This window comes from Herbaspirillum sp. Her3, from assembly GCF_057961275.1.
Window position 1 is genome coordinate 2,871,852 of the sequence record NZ_CM176328.1, and the last position, 21,024, is coordinate 2,892,875.

At 65.6% G+C, this 21,024-nt stretch carries 9 protein-coding genes; 2 read left to right on the forward strand and 7 right to left on the reverse strand.

The window, feature by feature from the left end; translation table 11 throughout:
* Positions 1-11 precede the first annotated feature (11 nt).
* The gene (locus tag ACVC5H_RS13080) at positions 12-10,088 is read left to right on the forward strand and encodes an amino acid adenylation domain-containing protein (RefSeq protein ID WP_489618339.1); all 10,077 of its coding nucleotides are present in this window, start codon (positions 12-14) and stop codon (positions 10,086-10,088) included.
* 76 nt (positions 10,089-10,164) lie between these two features.
* Here ACVC5H_RS13080 and ACVC5H_RS13085 read toward each other — a convergent pair whose 3' ends face one another.
* The 4 genes from ACVC5H_RS13085 to ACVC5H_RS13100 form a co-directional block, all read right to left on the reverse strand.
* Complete coding sequence (locus ACVC5H_RS13085) at positions 10,165-11,427, reverse strand: PepSY-associated TM helix domain-containing protein (RefSeq protein WP_489618340.1); 1,263 nt, start codon at positions 11,425-11,427, stop codon at positions 10,165-10,167.
* Complete coding sequence (locus tag ACVC5H_RS13090) at positions 11,421-13,640, reverse strand: TonB-dependent siderophore receptor (protein WP_489618341.1); 2,220 nt, start codon at positions 13,638-13,640, stop codon at positions 11,421-11,423. The genes ACVC5H_RS13085 and ACVC5H_RS13090 overlap by 7 nt, the downstream gene beginning before the upstream one ends.
* Positions 13,641-13,739: 99 nt before the next feature.
* The gene (locus ACVC5H_RS13095; protein WP_489618342.1) at positions 13,740-15,059 is read right to left on the reverse strand and encodes a lysine N(6)-hydroxylase/L-ornithine N(5)-oxygenase family protein; all 1,320 of its coding nucleotides are present in this window, start codon (positions 15,057-15,059) and stop codon (positions 13,740-13,742) included.
* A gap of 13 nt (positions 15,060-15,072) precedes the next feature.
* Entirely contained in the window at positions 15,073-16,146 is a 1,074-nt protein-coding gene (locus ACVC5H_RS13100; protein WP_489618343.1) for a GNAT family N-acetyltransferase, read from the reverse strand.
* Positions 16,147-16,475: 329 nt separating this feature from the next.
* Here ACVC5H_RS13100 and ACVC5H_RS13105 point away from each other — a divergent pair, with 329 nt between their 5' ends.
* Positions 16,476-18,155, forward strand: a complete 1,680-nt coding sequence (locus tag ACVC5H_RS13105; RefSeq protein ID WP_489618344.1) for a cyclic peptide export ABC transporter — start codon at positions 16,476-16,478, stop codon at positions 18,153-18,155.
* On the opposite strand, the gene ACVC5H_RS13110 is transcribed toward ACVC5H_RS13105, so the two are convergent.
* The 3 genes from ACVC5H_RS13110 to ACVC5H_RS13120 form a co-directional block, all read right to left on the reverse strand.
* Positions 18,115-18,924, reverse strand: a complete 810-nt coding sequence (locus ACVC5H_RS13110) for a TOBE domain-containing protein (RefSeq protein ID WP_489618345.1) — start codon at positions 18,922-18,924, stop codon at positions 18,115-18,117. The two genes, ACVC5H_RS13105 and ACVC5H_RS13110, sit on opposite strands and share 41 nt — an antisense overlap.
* On the reverse strand, positions 18,921-19,922 hold the full coding sequence (locus ACVC5H_RS13115) for an LLM class flavin-dependent oxidoreductase (protein WP_489618346.1): 1,002 nt from the start codon (positions 19,920-19,922) through the stop codon (positions 18,921-18,923). The genes ACVC5H_RS13110 and ACVC5H_RS13115 overlap by 4 nt, the downstream gene beginning before the upstream one ends.
* An 89-nt stretch (positions 19,923-20,011) precedes the next feature.
* Positions 20,012-20,548 carry a globin family protein gene (locus ACVC5H_RS13120; protein ID WP_489618347.1) on the reverse strand — a complete coding sequence of 179 codons (537 nt, stop codon included), beginning with the start codon at positions 20,546-20,548 and terminating at the stop codon, positions 20,012-20,014.
* Positions 20,549-21,024: the final 476 nt, after the last annotated feature.

The following is a 21,024-nucleotide window of genomic DNA, read 5'->3' on the forward strand; positions in this document are numbered from 1 at the left end:
ATCACGCTTTCATGAACGAAAAAAATCATCAATTGCTGGCACTGCTGCAGGCCGATCAACGCGAACAGGAGCAGGCCGCTGGTGCTGCACCTCAGGAGGGCCCGGCGCCGCTGTCGTTCTCCCAGCAGCAGCTGTGGTATCTGCATCAGCTGGCGCCGCACCAGACCGCTTACAACCTGACCCGCGCCTTCCGCCTGCAGGGCCGGCTGGACCACGCCGCGCTGCAGGCCGCCTTCGATGCCCTCATCGCGCGCCATGCCAGCCTGCGCACGCGTTTTGTCGAGCACGACGGCGTAGCCTGCCAGGAAGTCCTCCCGGCCGTGGCGCTGCCGCTGCAACTGAGCGACCTGCGCGGGCAGCCGGCCGAGGCGCATGAAGCGCTGGTCACGGCGGCCATCGACGCTGCCGCACACCACGTCTTCGACCTGGGCCAGGCGCCGCTGATGTTCGTGCGGCTGCTGCAACTGGGCGAGCAAGATCATCTGCTCGTCATGGGCATGCACCACATCGTCTCCGATGCCTGGTCCAATCCCGTGATCGTCCGCGACCTGCAGCAAGCCTATGCGCAAGCCCTGGCCGGACAGGCCCCGGCGCTGCCGCCGCTGGCCTTGCAATACGCCGATCACGCGCGCTGGCAGCGTGCACATTGCCAAGGGGAGTGGCTGCGGCAGGAGCTGGATCACTGGCAAGCCAGGCTGGGCCAGGACGTGCCGCCGCTGAACCTGCCGGTGGAGCAGGGCGGCAGCGCCAGCGAGGAAGACGGCGCGCTCTACAGCCTGGTACTGGATGATGCGCTGGCGGCGCGCCTGCGCCAGTTCTGCCAGCAGGAGCGCTGCACGCCCTTCGTGGTCATGCTGGCGGCCTGGCAGGTGACGCTGCGCCATTGCTGCGGCCAGGATGATTTCGCGGTCGGCATTCCCCAGGCCGGGCGTAACCGGCCTGAACTGCAGGAGATGGTCGGCTTCTTCGTCACCACCCAGGTGATGCGCGCGCGTCTGGACCCCGGCATGAGCCTGCGTGCGCTATGCCGCCAGGTGCGCAGCGACACGCTGGACGCCATGGCGCATGCCGAGCTGCCCTTCGAACTGCTGCTGGAGCGCTATCCCGCCGAACGCGGCCTGCCGCGCCATCCGCTGTTCCAGACCCTGTTCGGACTGCAGGTCATCGACGGCAGCGGCACGCTGGATCTGCCGGGACTGCAGTCCAGTACGCTGGAGATTGCCTTGCATGCGGCCAAGTTCGATCTGGCGCTGGACGTCAAGCTCATCCGCGGACAAGTGAAACTGCGGCTGGAATACCGCCGCGCCCTGTTCCGGGAGAGCAGCATTGCCCGTATCGCTGCGGTCTATCTCACCGTACTGGAACAGTTGGGCAGCGCCGCCGACACCCCTCTCGGTGAACTGGCCCTGCTCGGCGGCAAGGAACAGTCGATGTTGCAGGCATGGAGCGTCAATCCGCAAGCGCATGGGGCCGGTGACGTACTGGCGCTGATCGAGGCGCAGGCACAGGCGCACCCCGGGCGGCCTGCCTTGCGCGTGCCGCATACCGGACAGGCGCTGGATTACGGCCAGCTCAATGGCCGCGCCAATGCACTGGCACACTGGCTGATCGCACAGGGCGTCCGCCGCGACCAGCGGGTGGGCGTTTGCATGGAGCGTTCCGAGGACATGGTGCTGGCCCTGCTGGCCATCATGAAAGCCGGGGCGGCCTACGTCCCGATGGACCCCGATCATCCGCCGCAGCGCTTGCGCTACTTCATCGAAGACAGCCGCACCTCTCTGCTGCTGACCCACGCAAGTGTACTGGGCCAGTTACCGGAAGTGTCCGGTTGCCGTATCGTCGATGTCGCCGCACTGTCCGGTCTTGCGCCTGCCGGGAATCCCGGCCTGCCGATTCATCCGGAACAACTGGCCTACGTCATCTACACCTCCGGCTCCACCGGCCAGCCCAAGGGTGCCGCCAATCGCCACGGTAGCCTCTACAACCGCTTGGCATGGATGCAGGAGGCTTATCAGCTCGGCCCCGATGACCGCGTATTGCAGAAGACACCGTTCGGCTTCGACGTCTCGGTGTGGGAATTCTTCTGGCCGCTGATGACCGGCGCCGAACTGGTCATGGCCGCGCCCGGTGAACACCGCGATCCGGCACGGCTGGCGGCGCTGATCGAACAAGCCGGCATCACTACCTTGCACTTCGTGCCCTCGATGCTGCAAGCCTTCGTCAACGACGGCCACGGCCCGGATTGTCCCAGCCTGCGCCGGGTGATCTGCAGCGGCGAAGCGCTGCCGATGGAATTGCAGCAGCAGACCCAGCGCCAGCTTCCGCAGGCGGCCTTGATCAACCTGTATGGTCCGACCGAAGCTGCCATCGACGTCACCCACTGGACTTGCCAGCGCGACGACGCAGGCCATAGCGTCTCCATCGGCCGCCCCATCAGCGCCACCCGGACCTATGTGCTGGATGCGGCGATGCAGCTGGTGCCGCCGGGGGTAGCCGGGGAGCTGTACCTGGGCGGGGTCAACCTGGCCCGCGCCTATCTGAACAAGCCGGGCCTGACGGCAGAGCGTTTCGTCGCCGACCCGTTCTCCAGCACGGGTCAGCGCCTGTATCGCACGGGCGACCTGGTGCGCTGGCGCGAAGATGGCCAGTTGATGTACCTGGGGCGTCTGGATCATCAGGTCAAGCTGCGCGGCCTGCGTATCGAACTGGGCGAGATCGAGGCGGCCTTGCTGGTACAACCGTCCATCCGTGAAGCGGTGGTGGTGGCGGTGGAGGGACAGCGACTGGCGGCGTATGTGTCGCTGCATCAGGGCGCAAGTCACGACGAGCTAGCGCTCAAGAGCGCACTGGCCGAGCATCTGCCGGAGTACATGGTACCGGCCATCATCATGGTGCTGTCGGCATTGCCGCTGAACACCAATGGCAAGATCGACCGCAAGGCCTTGCCGGCCGTGCAGGTCAGCCAGCAGAACGATTACAGCGCCCCGCAAGGCGAGATTGAACAGGCGCTGGCGGCAATCTGGCAAGACGTGCTGGGCCTGCCGCAGGTCGGACGCCAGGACAATTTCTTTGCGCTGGGCGGCGATTCCATCTTGAGCCTGCAGATCATCGCGCGCCTGCGCAAGGCCGGATGGAAGCTGACGCCGCGCCAGATGTTCGATCGCCAGACCATCGCCCAACTGGCCGAGGTGGCGCAGCCCATCGAACAGGCCGTCCGCCCTACGGCCGTGGCGGTCGCCGCCAGCGGCCCCGACCTCAGCCTGCTGGCCTCGGCCGCTATGCCTGCCTTGCCGGTGCCGTCCGGGCAGGTGCTGGCCCTCTATCCGCTCTCGCCGATGCAGACCGGGATGCTGTTCCACAGCGTCTACGAGAGCGGCAGTGCGGCCTATCTCAACCAGTTGCGCATCGACATCGATGGCGAGCTGGACGTGGCACGCCTGCAACGTGCATGGCAGGCGGTGCAGGACCGGCATGAGGTGCTGCGCACGGGCTTCCTGGCCGAGCATACGCCGCCGCTGCAATGGGTCGCGCGCACGCTGGCGCTGTCCATCGAGCAAGCCGACGTGCGCGCCAGCAGCGATGCCGAGACGGCGCTCGAAGCGATCGCCGCCGAACAACTGGGGCGCGGCTTCGACCTCGCCCGTCCACCGCTGCAGCGCCTGATGCTGGTGCGTACCGGTGCAGCCCGCCACCATTTCATCTGGACCGTGCACCACCTGCTGCTGGATGGCTGGAGCACTTCGCAACTGCTGGGCGAGGTGGTGCGCCACTACCATGGACAGCCCGCCACCGAGCCGGTGCAGGGAGCCTACCGCGATTACATCGCGTGGCTGCAGCAACAGGATGGCGAGGCCGCCCGCCGCCATTGGCAGGAAAGCCTGGCGCCGCTGGCCGCACCGACCTATCTGCATCAGGCTTGCACCCCGGTGCAGCCGGATCAGGAACCCATGGGCGATGGCGAATACAAGGTCTTCCTCCCGGTGGCGCAGACCGAGCAATTGCAAGGCTTCGCAAAGGCGCAGCGGGTGACGCTGAACACCTTGCTGCAAGCTGCCTGGGGGCTGCTGCTGCAACGCTATACCGGGCAGGCGGCAGTGTGCTTCGGCGCCACCGTCGCCGGACGTCCCGAGGAACTGGAGGGCGTGCAGCAATGGCTGGGCCTGTTCATCAACACCTTGCCGGTGCTGGTGCCGGCGGCCCACGCGCAGCCGGTCGGCCAGTGGCTGCAAGCGCTGCAGGACCAGAATCTGGCCGCACGCGCCTTCCAGCACACCCCGCTCTACGAGATCCAGCGCTGGCACGGCCATCTCGGCCAGAGCCTGTTCGACAGCATCCTGGTGTTCGAGAACTATCCCATCGACAGCGTGCTGCGCAGCGGCCAGGCGCAGGGCCCGCGCTTTTGCCGTACCCATACCCGCGAGCAGACCAACTATCCGATGACCGTGGGCGTGGCGCCGGGCGATGGCGTGCAGAACGGCTTGCAGATCGGCTTGCGCTATCAACGCCAGCACTTCGATGCGCAGACCGTGCAGCAGATCGCCCGCCATCTGCTGCAGGGATTGCTGGCACTGACACAATCGGCGACGCGCGCCGTGGGCGAGGTGACGCTGCTGGCACAGCAGGAGCAGCAGGCGCTCTTGCAGTTGGGGCAGGCGGCACCGGACGAACTTCAGCGCGTGCCGGTGCACGTCCTGTTCTCGCATATCGCACAGTGTCAGCCGCACGCCGAGGCGGTGGTGATGGGCGAGCGCAGCCTCAGCTATGGCCAGATCGAAGAGCGCTCCAATCGCTTCGCCCATCATCTGCTGGCGCGCGGCCTGCCCTCTGGTACTGGCGCAGAGGAACAGCGCATCGCCGTGGCGCTGCCGCGTTCGCCGGAGATGATCGTGGTGTTGCTGGGCATTCTCAAGGCTGGAGCGGCCTACGTGATGATCGATCTGGAAGCGCCCCAGGAGCGCGTGGCCTATATGCTGCGCGATGCCCGCGCCGGCCTGGTGATCGTGCAGGACCAGCCCTGGCCGGCGCTGGCGACGCAGACCGGCCGCGACTGGCTGGATATCGGCAGCCTCGATCTCGAAGAGGGTCCGGCGGGGCTGCCTGCCGTCGAGACCAGCCCGGAAAGCCTGGCCTACGTCATCTACACCTCTGGCTCTACCGGCCGAGCCAAGGGCGTGGAGGTGGCGCACGGGCCGCTGTCCATGCACATCCAGGCCACCGCCGGGCTCTACGAGATGGGGCCGCAGTCGCGCGAACTGCATTTCCTCTCCTTCAGTTTCGATGGCGCCCATGAGCGCTGGATGACGGTTCTCTGCGTGGGCGGCGTGCTGGTGCTGCGCGATCCGGACCTGTGGACGCCGGAGCAGACGGCGGCGGCGCTGCATCGGCACCGCATCACCCATGCCGGGTTCCCGCCGGTCTATCTCAAGCAACTGGCCGACTGGGTGGAACGCAGCGGCAATCCGCCCACGGTCTTCCTGTATTCCTTCGGCGGCGAAGCCATGCCGCGCGAGACCTTCGAGCAGGTGCAGCGCGTGCTGCGTCCGCAGCGTCTGATCAATGGCTACGGCCCGACCGAAACGGTGGTCACGCCCCTGGTCTGGAAGGCCGCTGCGACCCAGCCGTGCGATGTGCCGTATGCGCCTATCGGAAGGCCTGTCGGCCAGCGCACCGCCATGATCCTGGATGACCGGCTGCAGTTGCTGCCGCGCGGCGTGGCCGGCGAACTCTACATCGGCGGCACCGGACTGGCGCGCGGGTACCTGGACCGTCCGGGCTTGACGGCGGCGTCCTTCCTGGCCGATCCATTCGGCGCAGCAGGGCAGCGCATGTACCGTACCGGCGACCTGGCGCGCTGGCGCGAGGATGGGCAGATCGCCTACCTGGGGCGTATCGACCATCAGGTCAAGATCAAGGGTTTCCGCATCGAACTGGGCGAGGTCGAGGCGGCACTGCTGGCCCAGCCGGCCATTCGTCAGGCCGTGGTGGTGGTGCGTGCCGTGGGCGGGGTCGACCGGTTGCTGGCCTTCGTCAGCGCGCCTGCGGGAAGCACGCCCGATCTGGCGGCGATCCAGGGTGCGCTGGCTGCGAGCCTGCCGGCCTACATGCTGCCCAGCCGCATCATCGTGCTGCCGGCGCTGCCGCTCAACGCCAATGGCAAGATCGACCGCAAGGCGCTGCCGCAGGAACTGCCGGCCCTGCCCGAAAGCGATGTCGGCGCGGCCCCCGAGGGCGCGCTGGAAAGCCTGATCGCGGCTACTTGGGCCGAAGTGCTGGGGGTGCAGCGGGTCGGCCGTCATGACAATTTCTTCGAACTGGGCGGGGACTCCATCCTCAGCCTGCAGATCATCGCGCGCCTGCGCCAGCAGGGATGGAAACTGACCCCGCGCCAGATCTTCGAACAACAGACCGTGGCAGCGCTGGCCCAGGCGGCTACCCCGGCCGACCCGGTGGCGCAGCCGGCACAGGCCGGCCTGGCAGCCGATGATGCCAGCGCGGGGCCGGTGCCGCTGCTGCCGATCCAGGCCGACTTCCTGGCCAGCGCCATCCCGCAGCGCCACCACTGGAACCAGGCCATTCTGTTGCACAGCCGCCAGCCCATCGACTTCGGCGCGATGCAGCAGGCCCTGGTCGATGTGGTCAATCACCACGACGCCCTGCGCATGGTCTTCCGCCAGGAGGCACAGGACCAATGGCAGCAGGCCTATGGCGCGCGCCGCGAACGCGATGCGGATGAATCGCTGCTGTGGCAGGCGCAAGTGCATTCGCCGGCCGAGCTGGAGGCCTTCTGCGCGCGCGTGCAGCGCAGCCTGCGGCTGGAACGCGGCCCGCTGCTACGCGCAGGCAGCATGGTACTGGACGACGGCAGCTGGCGGCTGCTGCTGGTGGTGCACCATCTGGTGGTGGATGGCGTGTCCTGGCGCATCCTGCTGGAAGACCTGCAACTGGCCTATCGCCAGCGCCTGGCCGGGGCCGCCCCGGTCTTGCCGGCCAAGACCGCCTCCTACCGCCAGTGGGGCCGTTTCCTGCAAGCCCAGGCGGCCCGCCGCCACGATGAACTTGGCTACTGGCAAGCATGGCAAGACCTGCCCGCCAGCCTGCCTTGCGATCATCCCGAGGCGCCGCTGCGGGCCGCCGACCAGGCGCGCGTGGCATGCCGCCTGGACGCCGTGCAGACGCAGGCGCTGGTCAAACAGGCGCCGGCGGCCTATCGCACCCGCATCAACGATCTGCTGCTGGCCGCGCTGGGGCGGGCATTGGGACAGTGGGGCGGTATGGCGCAACTGCTCATCACGCTCGAAGGGCATGGCCGCGAGCAGCTCGATGCCGGCAGCGAAGCGCTGGACGTTTCCCGCACCATAGGCTGGTTCACCAGCGTCATGCCGGTGGCCTTGCCTACGGCAGGCGAGTGGCCCGCGCTGATCCGCGCGGTCAAGAGCATGCTGCGCAGCCTGCCGGACAACGGCATCGGCTACGGCCTGCTGCGGCAATGGGGTAGCGCCGCAGAGCGCCAGGCCCTGCAGCGCATGCCCAAGCCGGCCCTGGCTTTCAACTATCTGGGCCAGTTCGACGGCAATTTCCGCGAGGAGGGCGGCTGGCAGCCTGCGGCGGAGTCGCCCGGTGCCTCACGCGATCCAGACGCGCCGCTGGGCTGCGAGCTTTCCATCAATGGCCAGGTGGCCGGTGGCGAACTGCGGCTGGAGATCAGCTACAGCCGCCAACGCTATGAGGCTGCCACCGTAGAGCGGCTGGCCGGCGCGCTGGAGACGGCCTTGCACGAGCTCATCGCCCATTGCGCCAGCAGCGCAGGCGGGGTGACGCCCTCGGACTTCCCGCTGTTGCAGCGCGACCAGGCGCAACTGGATGCCATCGTGGCCGAGATGGCTTGCGCGCCATCCCTGATCGAGGACATCTATCCGGCCACCCCATGGCAGCGCAACATGCTGCGCCATCTGCGCGACTCACCCTATGCGGTGGCCAACGTGGTACAGCTCGACGCCAGCAGCGCCCACATCGATCTGGCGCGCTTCGCCCAGGCCTGGCGCACCGTATTGCAGCGCCATCCCATCCTGCGCACCGGCTTTGCCTGGGGTGGCCAGGCGCAGCCGGTGCAGGTGGTCTTGCGCCAGACCGAGTTGCCGCTGACCGTGCTGGACTGGCGCGGCCAGTCGGCAGCCAATGTGCAGCAGCAATGGGAAGCGCTGTGCCGCCACGAGCACCAGCGTGGCTTTGCGCCACAGCAGGCGCCGTTGATGCGCTTCGTGATCGCCCGCGAGGAGCAGGGCTACCGGCTGCTGTGGACCTGGCACCACGTGCTGCTGGATGGCTGGAGCATGTCGCAGTTGCTGGGCGAAGTGTTCTCGCTGATGGAAGCGCAGCCGTTGCAGCACCAGGCGCTGGACTTCCGCCATTACATCGACTGGTTGCAACGGCAAGCCACGCCGGCAGATGAACAGTTCTGGCGCGCCCAGTTCGCACGCTGCCCTCAGTTCCCGGCCGGGCTGCTGTGCGGGGTGCCGACCCGGCTGCCGCAAGGCCAGGCCAGTGGCGCCAGCTCGGCCTATGACACCGTGCGCGAGCAGCTCGGCAGCACGCAGACGCAGGCCCTGCAAGCCTTTGCGGCCAGCAGCAAGGTCACCCTCAATACCCTGGTGCAGGCAGCCTGGAGCCTGGTGTTGCAGGAAGCGACCGGCAGCGACGATGTGGTGTTCGGCGTCACGGCCTCCGGACGCAGTACTGATTTTCCGGGGATAGAACGGGTCATGGGCATGTGCATCAATACCTTGCCGCTGATCCAGCATCTGCAGGGGGACTTGCGTGTGCCGCAGTGGCTGGCCGGGCTGCAATCGCACAACCTGGCGCTGCGCCAGCGCGAGCACGTGGACCTGGCTGCGATCTCGCAATGGGCAGGGCGCAGCGAGGGCGACTGGTTCGACAGCCTGCTGATCTTCGAGAACTTCCCGGTGGATGAATCGCTGAAAAAGGGCGTGGGCCGCTCGCTGGCCTTCGATGCCATCCGCAGCCGCGGCGCCACCGAATTCCCCTTGACGGTGGTGGTCTTGCCGGGTGCAGCCCTGCGCTTCCAGTTCGAATACGATGGCGCGCGGCTGGAACAGGCGCACGTGGCGCATCTGGCGCGCCGGCTGATCGAACTGCTGCTGGCGCTGCCCGGCCAGGAGAAACTGTCCGGATTGCTGCGCCAGGGTGGCCCGGTTGTCTCATCCAAGCGTGCGGCCAACCGTACCGGCACTGTACCGGTACTGCAACGCCATCCGTACAGCCCTGCCCAGGCCGAGTGTCAGGAGGACGTGGTACTGGTGTGCTTGCCGGCACACATGGGCAATGCGCATGAGTACGATGCGCTGGCTGCGGCCATCGGGAAGGAGCACGCGATGTTCCAGCTGCTCTGTCCGCCGCATGAGCAATGGCGCTGGAGCAGCATGGATGCCGATGCACTGGCTGCGCAGTATGCCAGCGCGCTCTGCGAAGCCCTGCCGGGCAGGCGTGTGCGCCTGCTGGGCTGGTCCGTGGGCGGCCTGCTGGCGCTGGAGACGGCGCACCAGCTGCACCAGCGCCGCGATGCGGCGGTGCAGGTCGAGTGGATCGGCCTGGTCGACAGTGCCGACTTTGCCGGCCTGCGCCAGCAACTGGCGCAACTGCCCGCACCGCCGGCTGCCGTGCTGCAAGCCCATGAAGCCACCCTGGAACGCTGGCTGCAGCGTTCGCCGCGGCGCGCCCTCTGGTATGCGCTGCTGGCGCAGATGAGTGCGCCGCAGCGCGCTTATTTCCTGTTGGAGATCGTCGGCAGATTGGGCGAGCGACTGCCGCTGGATGCGCCCGGTCAGAGCGGTGCCGAAGCGGCGCTGTGGGAACGCATCCGCTGTCTGCGGCTGGGCCTGCAGGCACAGGTCCGGGTGAGGGCACCGCTGCACGTATGGCAGGCCGGACGGCGCGAGGCCGGGCAGATGCCGACCGACTGGACGCAGTACGCCGGGACGCTGGCTTCCCTGGCCACGGTGGAGCAGGCCGACCATCTGTCCATCCTCGGCCATGCGCAGTGGCATGCCAGCGTACTGGCACTGCTGCGCTGAGGCGGATGGCCGACCTGAAAAAACGGCCTCCCGGAATCATCCGGGAGGCCGTGGAAAAGTGCCTGGCAGAGCGGACTCAGGCCTTGTGCAGGTGAGCCCTGCGGCCCTTGCGCTTCTTCCACCAGACCACCACGCCGGTCACCGACAGCAGCGTGATCACCAGTCCCATGCAGGAGATGAAGATGCGCCATGGCAGTCCGAATACCTGGCCCATGTGCAGCGCGCCTATCCAGTTGCTGAAGGTGTTGCCGCTGCGGTCGCCCTTGGGCAGCCAGTGGCCGCGCAGCTGGCCGGTGCGGGCATCGATCAGGATGCCGGTATTGCCGACGTTGCTGCGCAGATCGGCGCTGCTGTGGACCATGTAGGCATAGAGGCCGCGGCGGCGGTCGAAGCTCAGTCTTTCCTCGAAGTCGGTGCGGATGCCCCGTTCGGCAGCAAAGCGCTGCATCGCCTCGCGCGCCATGGCGTGCGCCTGCGGCCAGCTCATGGGCGGCTGCACCATGGGTTCGCGCAAGGGCGGCTGGGCACGCCAGCTGGTATCGAAGGGCAGGATGCGCGACATCACCGGCATGTAGATCTGCTCACGCAGGTTGAACATCACGCTGGACCAGGCGAACAGCAGCAGCATCAGCCAGCACCATAGCCCGAAGGCGCGGTGCAGGTCGAGGTTGACGCGGTAGATGCCGGCCTGCCACTTCACCATCCAGGCCGGTTTCCACTTGCTCAGGAAGGGCCGTGCGCGCGGCCAGGTCAGATACATCCCGACGAAGCAGTCGATGGTCCAGAAGGTCGAGACCAGCCCCATCAGCAAGGCCCCCGCCACCCGTGGCAGGGCCATGGAATGGTGGATGTTGAAGACCAGCGGCATCAGGTTCTGCGGATGCAGGCTGATCTTGTCGCGGTCGCGTACGCCCTGCACCTTGCCGGTATAGGGATTGACCAGGATTTCGTTGTAGCCCAGCCGGTAGGGCCGGCCGCTGGCCGGATCGGTGGCGGGGTCGGCCGTGAAGGAGACCGTGCGGCCGGGCTGCGGGTGCAGTATCAGCTGGTTGACGTAAACCTTCTCGCCCAATTGCTGCTGGACCCGTTCCCGCAGGACGTAGGGGTCCAGCATGGCGTCAGCCTTCTGGCCCGGTGCCGGCTGGGCCAGTTGCAGCTCGGGCGCGAGCCAGACCTCCAGCTCATCCTCGAAGGCCAGCAGGATGCCGGTCAGGCTGGCCACCACGAGGAAAAACGCGATCGCCAGACCGGTCCAGCGATGCAGCAGGACAAAGGTCTGGCGGCTCGGCACCCACGGCCTCCAGGCACGCCCGGAGGACCCCGGAGCGGGATTTACCATCGTGTGGTCACCTGTACCAGGCCGGTGCGGCGGGCGCCGTATTCACACAGTTCCGAGCAGAAGGCATAGATGCGGTCGGTCACGTTGTTGATCTTGAGCGCCAGCTCGAAGTTGCGCCAGTCGCTGGAGATGCGGCCCAGGTCGAAACGCGCGCCGAAGTCCAGCAGGGTGACCGAGGGGGTCTCGAAGGTGTTGAGCGCATTGCCATAGGCGCGGCCGATGTAGCGCACCCCCGCCGAGACGTGCGTACCGGCCAGCGTGCCGCGCTGGAAACCGTAGTCCAGCAGCACGCCGGCACTGTGCTTGGAGGCGCCCGGCAGCGCCTTGCCCACGGTGCTGGTAGTGGTGCTGCTGGAGGTGTTGCTGGTCACCTTGGTATTGGTATAGCTGTAGCTGGAGGTCATGTTCAGGCCATCGGCCAGCGACATCTTGCCTTCCAGTTCGACCCCGCGTGAACGGGCTTCGCCAGTCTGCGTGTAGTAACCGGCGTGGGCCAGGTCGGCGGTGGAGACGTTCTGGCGGGTCAGGTCGAACAAGGCCATGGTGAAGAGCGCATTGGTATTGACCGGTGCGTACTTCACGCCGGCTTCATATTGCTTGGCGGTCTCCGGGGTGAGCATGGCGCCGCCGTAGCTGGTGCCGGTGGTCGGGGTGAAGGACTCGGAGTAGCTGGCATAGGGCGACCAGCCACCATCGAGTTCATACACCGTGCCCAGGTTGCGGGTATTGGCCTGGTCGCTGCGCTTGGTCTGGGTCTTGGCGATGTAGTTGGTGACGGTCTGGTCGGAGTTGTCGTGGCGAATGCCGGCCGAGACGATCCAGCGCTGGCCGATCTTGAGCTGGTCCTGCAGATACACGCCGATCTGTTCGTCCAGGGTCTTGGTGTTGTAGTTGTCTGCTACCGTCGGCAGGTTGGCATAGGTGTTGGTGTAGATGTTGGAGAGCACGTAGCCGGCCAGGGTGTTGGGGCTGGTGTAGCCGCTCACGGTGCCGGCCGTGCGATGGTAGTCCACGCCCATGAGCACCTTGTGCTTGAGCAGGCCGGTGCTGAAGTCGGCTTGCAGCTGGTTGTCGGTGGTGAAGGTGTCGGAATTGGTCTTCAGGCGCCAGCGCTGCAGGGCCGCCGTGGCGTATTGCGTGGTCGGATAGAAGGAGGCGAAGCGCAGGTTGTTGCGGGTGCCGTCGTACTTGGTGTAGCGCAGGTTCTGCCGGAACGTCCACACATCGTCGAACTGGTGCGAGAACTGCGAGCTGATGGACGCGTTGTCGTAGCGTTCGTTGTTGTCGGCCGAGCGGCCCAGCGCGGTGCTGGTCGGGATGCGGCCATTGGGGTTGTAGGTCACCGTGCCGGCCGCCGGGAACAGGTTGTTGGCCAGGCCCTCGCTACGTTGCAGTTCGATGCGGCCGGTCCATTCGGTACGGTCATCGGGGCGCCAGGTGATGGCCGGCGCCAGGAACAGGCGGTTGTCCACGGTGTTGTCGACCTGGGTCTTGGCTTCGCGCGCCAGCGCGGTGAGGCGATAGGACCAGACGCCGGCGTCATCCAGGGCGCCGCCGAAGTCACCGGCGATCTGCTTGCGGTCGAAGCTGCCGACCTGCACTTCCAGTTCATGCAGGGGTGTGGTGGTGGGCTTCTTGGAGACCACGTTGATCAGGCCGCCCGGAGAGTTCTGGCCGAACAGCACCGAGGCCGGGCCGTGCAGCAGTTCGATGCGTTCCAGGCCATAGGGCTCGGGCGCGTAGCGGCTGTAGCTGGCGTTGGAGGAGGTCAGCATGCCGTCGCGGTAGAAGGAGCCGCCATTGTTGAGGGAAAAGCCGCGCAGCAGCGCACCGGTATCGACGATGGCAAAGGCACCGGTGGAGACCTGCACACCGCTGGTGTAGCTGAGTGCTTCGGCCACGGTGCGGGCCTGCTGGGTGGCGATCTGGTCGGCCGTCACCACCGAGATCGAGGTCGGCGTTTCGGTGATGGGGGTATCGGTCTTGGTGGCGGTGGCGCTGCGCTTGGCCACGAAGCCATGCACCGGGCCGGTGGCTTTCTCTTCTTCTCCCGTCGCCGTGACGGTAACCTGGGGCAGTTTTTCATCCGTGCCGGTGGTCTGCGCCAGGCTGTTGGCGGAGACCGACATGCCCAGCAGGGCGCACTGGAGGGAGCTGACCAGCAGGCGCTGGCGCAGCGGGGAAGGGTGGTTCCGGGAGTGTCGTTGGGTCATGATAAAACGCGTTCCTCGATTGCTGTTGTTGTTGGTGTTGACGTTGTTGATGTGACGTTGAACATGGGGCAGCGCTGGCGGCGGCTGGCGCGCTCCGGGTCAGGCCTGCAAGGCGCCGTGGCGCTTGGCATCCCCTGATGCCTGCAGTGCTGCGGGGATTGCCTGGCCCTGGTGCAGCTTGTGCGTGAGGGCCAGGCGGATTTCGTCGGTGCGGATCGCCGTGATCGAGAGCAGGGTGTCGCTCAGGCCATGCGAGGCTTCGCAACTGCCCTGCAGGAAGATCGCCGGGCGGAAGTTGGGTGTGCTGTCCAGCCGGTAGTGGCGATCCACACGCATGCCCGGCAGGTAGGCCTGCAGCTCGCCCAGCAGGGCGTGATGCTGCTGGCGCTGGTAGCCGGTGCCCAGGATCACGGCATCATAGGTCTCGGTGTTGGCCTGGCCGGTTTCCAGGTTCTTCAGGGCCAGGTGCACACCGGCTTCATCGCTCCAGGCCTTCATCGTTTCGTGGCGGCGCAGGAAGCGGTGGCGCTGTTCTCCCTTGACCTTCTGCTGGTACAGCACGTCGTAGAGCCGTTCGATCAGGGCCATGTCGGGCGCGGCATAGTTGGTCTGCATGAATTCGTCGAGCAGCGCTGCGCGGCTGTCTTCGGGCGTGTTGTAGACGTAATCGGTGTAGTCGGGATTGAAGATCTCGTTGACGAAGGGGCTGTCGTCGGAAGGCTTGATGGTGCGTGCGCGCGTGATCAGATCCACCGTCAGGCGCGGATGGCCCTGCAGTTCCAGGAAGATCTCGGTGGCGCTCTGGCCGGCGCCGATGACGGCCACGCGGCGCGGCTGTTGCAGCTGTGCGAAGTCGCGGCGGAAGCTGCTGGAATGGAACACGCGCGGTTCGTCGCGCAGGTGCGCCAGGCAATCCGGGATGTTGGGCGTGCCGCCCAGGGCCATCACCAGGTTGCGCGTGAGCCGCTCGTGGGTGCGGTGTTGGGCATCGCGCGAGACCACCCGCAGCAGTGCTACTTCGCTGCCCTTGATCTCGGGCAGCACGGCGATGACCTCTTCGCCGTAATGGCATTGATGAGCGAAGTGGCCGGCCGCCCAGGCCAGGTAATCGTTGAACTCCAGTCGGCTGGGATAGAAGGTCTTGAGATTGATGAAGTCCGACAGCCGCCGTTTCTGGTGCAGGTAGTTGATGAAGGTGTAGGGGCTGGCGGGATTGCGCAGCGTGGCCAGGTCCTTGAGGAAGGAAATCTGCATGTGGGTGCCATCGAGCATCATGTCGCCGTGCCAGGCGAAGTGCGGCTGTTTTTCCAGGAACAGGGCATCGATCGGGCCAGCCTCGGATTGGCCTTCCTGCAGGGCGATGGCCAGGGCCAGGTTGGACGGGCCGAATCCGACACCGATGAGGTCATGGATCTTCAAGACGGAGCTCCTTTCAGGGAAAAAGCGGGAAAAACGGCGGATCCAGTGGCGCCAGCGCAGTCTGCGGCTGCCACAGGCCTTGCCCGAAATAACGTTCGCGCGACAGCATCACCAGCATGGCGCGCTTGTGCGGGAAGTCGAACTCCTTGAGCTTGGCGTAGCCGCTCTTGTCGAGATTGCGGATCTGCTTCTCATGGTCTGCACGGGGCTCGCCGACCACGGTCTGGGTGCGGCAATCGTCGAGGAAGAGGTAATGCGAGATCGAGGTCAGCCAGGCCACCGCGAATTGCTTGCCCCGGAAGGCTTCCTCACCGACCAGCACATGCCAGCCCCGGTCGAAATCGCCACAGTCATAGAAGGGCGCGATGCGGTTTTCCTTGGCCCAATAGACTTCGAAGTAGGCAAAGGGCCGGTCGTCAAAGCTGGCGATCAGCGAGGTCATGTGCGGATCGGCGGCGATGGTGTCGAGATAGCGGCGATGGCGCGCCAGGTCGCCGGCTTCGTCCCAGAACTGCACCACCACCGGGTCATTCATCCAGCGGTTGAAGAGCGCCAGATCCTCTTCCAGGCGCAGGCTGCGCAGCGTCAGGGTCTGGCCCAGCCAGGGCAGGTAGCGGCGATAGACTTCGCCTTCCGGCTTTGGTGGGCGCAGCGGATGGCGCTTGCCCTCGCTCATCACCTGCTGCACCGGGAAGGGCGGGCGCTCCAGCGGCAGCCAGCCGGCTGCGTGCTGCCAGATCAGTTCGGCCACGGCCACGTGGTGCGCGCCCTGGCGCAGCAGCAGGCCGGCCCGGCAAAAGGCGGCAGCCTGTTCCTGCGGCAGCTCGACGTTGATGGTCTTCACCTGCGGCACGTGCAGGAAAACCGTCTGCAACACGGCCAGCAGATCAGCGTAAGTGGCGCCCGCTCCGCCTTCGGGAGCGATGCTCCATTCCTGGCTGCTGCCGTGCAGCCACGACCAGCGCGACCGCACCCGCCCATCGGCATCGGTGACGGCGAGATGCTGCGCCTGGCGCACCACCAGCAGGGGCTCGCCATGGATGCACAAAGGGGTGGCGGCAGCGGCAGAGGAGGGGGACAGCGGCATAAATAAAAGCTCCCGGTAAGCAAAACGACACAACGCAAGGCATCGCGCCGGATACTCAGAAAAGATGAATAAAAGCAACATCCGATCTGATCCGGATCGCAAAGACCTTCACCTTTCTATAGACGAATGAGAAGTATTTTTATTTATAGAAAACAGTGAAATCGGCCGCAAAGCCGCTTGTGAAGCGGGTCAGGGTGTTTTTTGGAGGTTTCCTGACAGGAGGGCAGGGTTAAACCGCGGGGCGGCTGGATCGTCAGTCAAGTGAACAATTCTGCGTTTGCGATTTTCTTGTCTTTACTCTTCCCCCGACTTTTCCGACCCGTTACCGCATGCTCAACTACCTGATACGCCAATCCTGGCGCCTGCTTCTGTTAGCCGCTTCTGCCAGCGTCCTGCGCGGCATCTGCAGCGTGCTCACGGTGGTGCAGATCAATGCCGCCATCGCCGGCCAGGCGGCCAGCCGTCCCCATGCCGCCTGGCAATTCGCGGCCACGGTGCTGCTGCTGATGGTGTTCCACATGCTGTCCAACATTTCTTTCGAGCGGCTGAACCAGCGCGCGCAGGCGGATCTGCGCCGCTACATCTCCGGGCGCGTGATCGGCGCCGATTACCGGCATATCGAGAAGATCGGCGCACCGCGCATCCAGTCGGCCCTGACCGAGCACAGTGCCAAGGTCGCAGAATTCTTTGTCGGCATGCCCGCGATCTTGACCAATTCGGTGGTCGTGATCGGCTGCCTGATCTACATGGTGCTGCTGTCCTGGCAGGTTTTCCTGGGCGCGCTGGCGGTGCTGGCGCTGGGGTCGGTCGGCTATCACCTGGCCCACCTGAAGGCCATCCGCTACCTGGAGCAGGCCGCGCGCGAGCAGGATGTGATGTTTGGCCATTTCCAGGGCATGACCCATGGGGCCAAGGAGTTGCGCCTGCATCGCGACAAGCGTGAGCGGTTCGAGCGCGGCCTGCTGCACGCGGCCATCGAGAACGTGCGTCGCCTGCGTACGCGCGGCATGTGTACCTTCAGCGCCTCGGCCGGCTGGGGCAATTTCCTGATCTTCGCCTTCATCGGCCTGGTGCTGTTCGCGCTGGTCGGCGACGCCCCTGGCCAACGCGCGGTGGTGAGCGGTTTTGCACTGGTGTTCGTGTATATCGTCACGCCGCTGGAAGTGCTGCTGATGAACATCCCGCGTGCCAACCTGGCCCGCGTGGCCGCTGCCCGCATCGATGCCGTCACCCAGGAAATGGCCAGCAGCGAAGCGCCCGCGCCGGCCGGCCAGCGCAGCCTGCTGGACAGCCTGGTGCTGCGCGGTGTGAGCCATCGCTACTATCACGAGCGCAGCGATGGCATGTTCACGCTGGGGCCGGTCGACTTGAGCTTCCGTCCGGGCGAGCTGTGCTTCCTGGTCGGTGGCAACGGCAGCGGCAAGACCACCCTGGCCAAGCTGCTGGTCGGACTCTATGTGCCGCAGGAGGGGGAGATTCTCTGGAATGGAAACGCAGTGGACGATGCCAACCGCGACGCTTACCGGCAATTGTTCTCGACCGTCTTCTCGGACTTCCACCTGTTCGACCAGTTGCTCGAAGGTGGCCGCCCCGGCCTGGATGCCGAAGCCAATCGCCTGTTGGAACGGCTGCAACTGCAGCATGTGGTGCAGGTCAAGGCGGGCGCGTTCACCACGCGCGCCCTGTCGCAAGGCCAGCGCAAGCGCCTGGCGCTGGTGGTGGCGGCGCTGGAGGACCGGCCCTTCATGGTCTTCGACGAATGGGCTGCGGATCAGGACCCCTTGTTCAAGGAAGTCTTTTATCGGGAAATCCTGCCGGAGCTGAAAGCACAGGGCAAGGCCGTGCTGGTGATCTCGCATGACGACCGCTACTTCGACCAGGCCGATGTGCTGCTGTCTCTGGAGAACGGGCAGTTGACGCGCAAATCCCTTGCCCTCAAGGCCGCGGCGGTTGTACAACCGCGTGTCGTCAATCTTGCTGCACGGCCACCATCACTGCATACGCCTTGAAGACGGCGCTAGCGGTCTGGCCCACGACCAGCGAGAGCGCATCGATGGCGTCATTGGTCACGCTGGCGGTCATGGAGGCCCCGCCAGGCAAGGTCAACACCACCAGCGACGATACCGCGCCACGCTCCACGCGCGAGACCGTGCCTTCGAACTGATTGCGTGCCGACAGCGCAAAGCCGGCAAAATCGGTGACCAGCACCACCGCCGAGGACTTGATGAGCGCAATCGCATTGCCGCCGATCCTGAGCTTGAGCCGGTGGGCGGCAGTCGTGGTCATGGTGGCCACGATCTCTTGCCCGCCGGCGATGATGACGGTGACTTGCGTGGTGACAGGGCCGGTATCGATCGCACTGATGACGCCGGCAAATTGATTGCGTGCGCTGGTTTTCATTGCCATTCTCCTGAGCAGGCCAGCCAAGGCTGGCAGTTGATTAAGCCATGTCTCCTGGCTATGCAGGAATTCGAGATTGCGCCGTTGCAGCTCGCGCCACGCGGCCAGCAGTTCCACCGCGGCAGGCGTGAGCCGGGTGCCGCCACCGCCTTTGCCGCCCGTGACGGTTTCGATCAGTGCGCCATTGACCAGGTTGCCGGCCGACTCCAGCAGCATCCACGCGCCTTTGTAGCTGTAGCCCGCCGTGCTGGCCGCGCGATTGATCGACCCGGTTTGCGCGATGGCGTCGAGCAGGGCAAAGAAGCGCTGGTCCAGGCGATGCACCAGTTTCAGTTCGCTGCTCAACAGGGTGGTATCGGTGACAGGCAAGGTCTTCATGTCCTTGCCGCTGGCTTCAATCCCAGCGCGTCCGCCAGCAAGCGCAGGGCTGCACGCGCTTGCTGCGGATCATGGTTGGCGGGCTTGAGCAGCAAGCGATGCGGCCCCAGTTGTTCTTGCAGCTGTTCAATGCGCGCCACGCATTGCGCCGGGTCGCCGATGATGGCGTTGGCCAGGATGACCTGATCGGTGGCATCGGCCTGGAACATGGGCGGGGTGCCGCCGGGCGCGAATTGCACTTGCATCATGCGCGGATACGCGCGCACGCCCGCCAGACCATGCGCCAGCGCCTTGTGCGCCTCCGGTTCGCAATGGAAAAAACGGGCGATGGCAAACGGGAAGGGGCCGCGCTGCGCGCGCTGTGCAGCCACGCGCGTGACCACCTGCCCGAGGTCGGCAGAGGGCGTGGCCATCAGTCCATAACCATGGCACGCGGCCAGATCAAGCGAATCCTCGCTCATGCTGGCCAGCCACACCGGGATGGGCCGTTGCAGCGGCTGCGGTTGCAACTGCACTCTGTCGTAGTGAAAAAAACGTCCCTCGATACTGAATGGCGCGCCTTGCCATGCACGCAGGATCACGTCCAGCGCCTCCATCATGCGCGCACGCGCCAGATCGGCACTGCTCAAGCCGGCGTGACGATATTGCTCTGGAAACGGCCCGCCGCGTGCCACGCCGAATTCCATCCGGCCGTTGCTGAGCAGGTCCAGCGTGGCCACGTCCTCGGCGACCCGCAAGGGGTCATTGAGTGCCAGCAACGACGCGCCCGTACCCAGGCGGATGCGCGAAGTACGTGCGGCGATCTGCGCCAGCAGCACCATCAAGGCGCTACCGATGGCGAAGCTGCTGTAATGGTGCTCGGCGACCCAGACATCGTGATAGCCCAGGGCCTCTGCCACGATGGCATGATCGACGGTTTGCAACAGGGCATCGCGCGCATTGCCGTGGGGATTTTCGACGTTGAGGAAGACGCCGTAGCGTTGCTGGCAGTCTGGCATGGCGGGTTCGCAGGAAAAAGAGTTGGGCATCGCTCAGGCCGGCCGCATCAAGGAGCCGCTGCAGGGTATGCCATGTCTGCTGGAGCAGTTCATGGTTCGGACCTTCCCGAGGGGCGGATCGGCCCGGGTATCGGCGGCAGCATATCGGTGGCCGGCGAGTGGAACCAGCTGCGCACCACGTCATAAGGGTAGCGCCGTGGCGGTTCGATGCGGGCATGTCGCACCAGCAGGTGAATCGACAAGGGTTCGGCCCAGGCCCAGAAGTCGGCACGCAGTGCGGGCGGAAAGCCGATATCGTCAAAGGTATGCCAAAGCTGTACCAGCCACAGTTCGCGGCCCGCTTCATCCAATAGCAACGGCAGGCCGGCACCCGCTTGCAGATGGGCATGGCGCTGGCTGTAGTAGAGCGGACCGCCGCATGACTCCACCACGAAGTCGGCGATCCGCGAGGTAACGCAATCAAAGCAGTTGTGCGAGCGTGCGAACAAAGGGGAATGGCGCAGGCGCCGCATGTGATGCAGCACCAGTCTGCGCAAGCCGGATTCATCGCACAGTGCCAGCAGCCGGTGCGCTGGTTGCGGCAACGCTGGCGGCTCGCAGATCGCCTGCTGCGGACCACGTGGCATGGCCGCGCCAGCGGCCGGCCAGTTCAAGGTCAGATAGCATGCCTGAGAGCAGGGCGCCCAGCACGCGCTTGGTGCACCAGACTCGGAGATCGACGGCAGATTCATGTTCGGCGATGGTGAATGATTGAGGTTTGTATAGCTCGCTACATAACGCTGGCGGGATTGCCGGCTTGCTCTGCTCCGTCCTTCATGTCGACCGGCGATGGGCATGACCTGCATCGATAGCCAAAACCGTGCCATTCTGGAATTCCCTTTTAAATCAACGGGATAGTGGAGATGTGCAGATACTGATCCGGTGCCGGTACTTGTCGCAAAACCGACAAAGACGACACGATTGTCGTCAACCCGCCAATCCGTCATGAAGGTGACACAGCCCTTGTGCGGCATGCTCGGCAAACTTGATTCGTTCACTCGTTTGGGCATGAAGTTTGCTTGCTTGGCAAGGTAACTATTGAGTAATTACACGGCGCTTTGTC

Bases quoted from the DNA above. Each gene is read 5' to 3' on its own strand.
- ACVC5H_RS13080 (WP_489618339.1), top strand. From the start codon at position 12: ATGAACGAAAAAAATCATCAATTGCTGGCACTGCTGCAGGCCGATCAA.
- ACVC5H_RS13100 (WP_489618343.1), bottom strand. From the start codon at position 16,146: ATGCCGCTGTCCCCCTCCTCTGCCGCTGCCGCCACCCCTTTGTGCATC.
- ACVC5H_RS13085 (WP_489618340.1), bottom strand. From the start codon at position 11,427: ATGGTAAATCCCGCTCCGGGGTCCTCCGGGCGTGCCTGGAGGCCGTGG.
- ACVC5H_RS13115 (WP_489618346.1), bottom strand. From the start codon at position 19,922: ATGCCAGACTGCCAGCAACGCTACGGCGTCTTCCTCAACGTCGAAAAT.
- ACVC5H_RS13110 (WP_489618345.1), bottom strand. From the start codon at position 18,924: ATGAAGACCTTGCCTGTCACCGATACCACCCTGTTGAGCAGCGAACTG.
- ACVC5H_RS13090 (WP_489618341.1), bottom strand. From the start codon at position 13,640: ATGACCCAACGACACTCCCGGAACCACCCTTCCCCGCTGCGCCAGCGC.
- ACVC5H_RS13105 (WP_489618344.1), top strand. From the start codon at position 16,476: ATGCTCAACTACCTGATACGCCAATCCTGGCGCCTGCTTCTGTTAGCC.
- ACVC5H_RS13120 (WP_489618347.1), bottom strand. From the start codon at position 20,548: ATGCCACGTGGTCCGCAGCAGGCGATCTGCGAGCCGCCAGCGTTGCCG.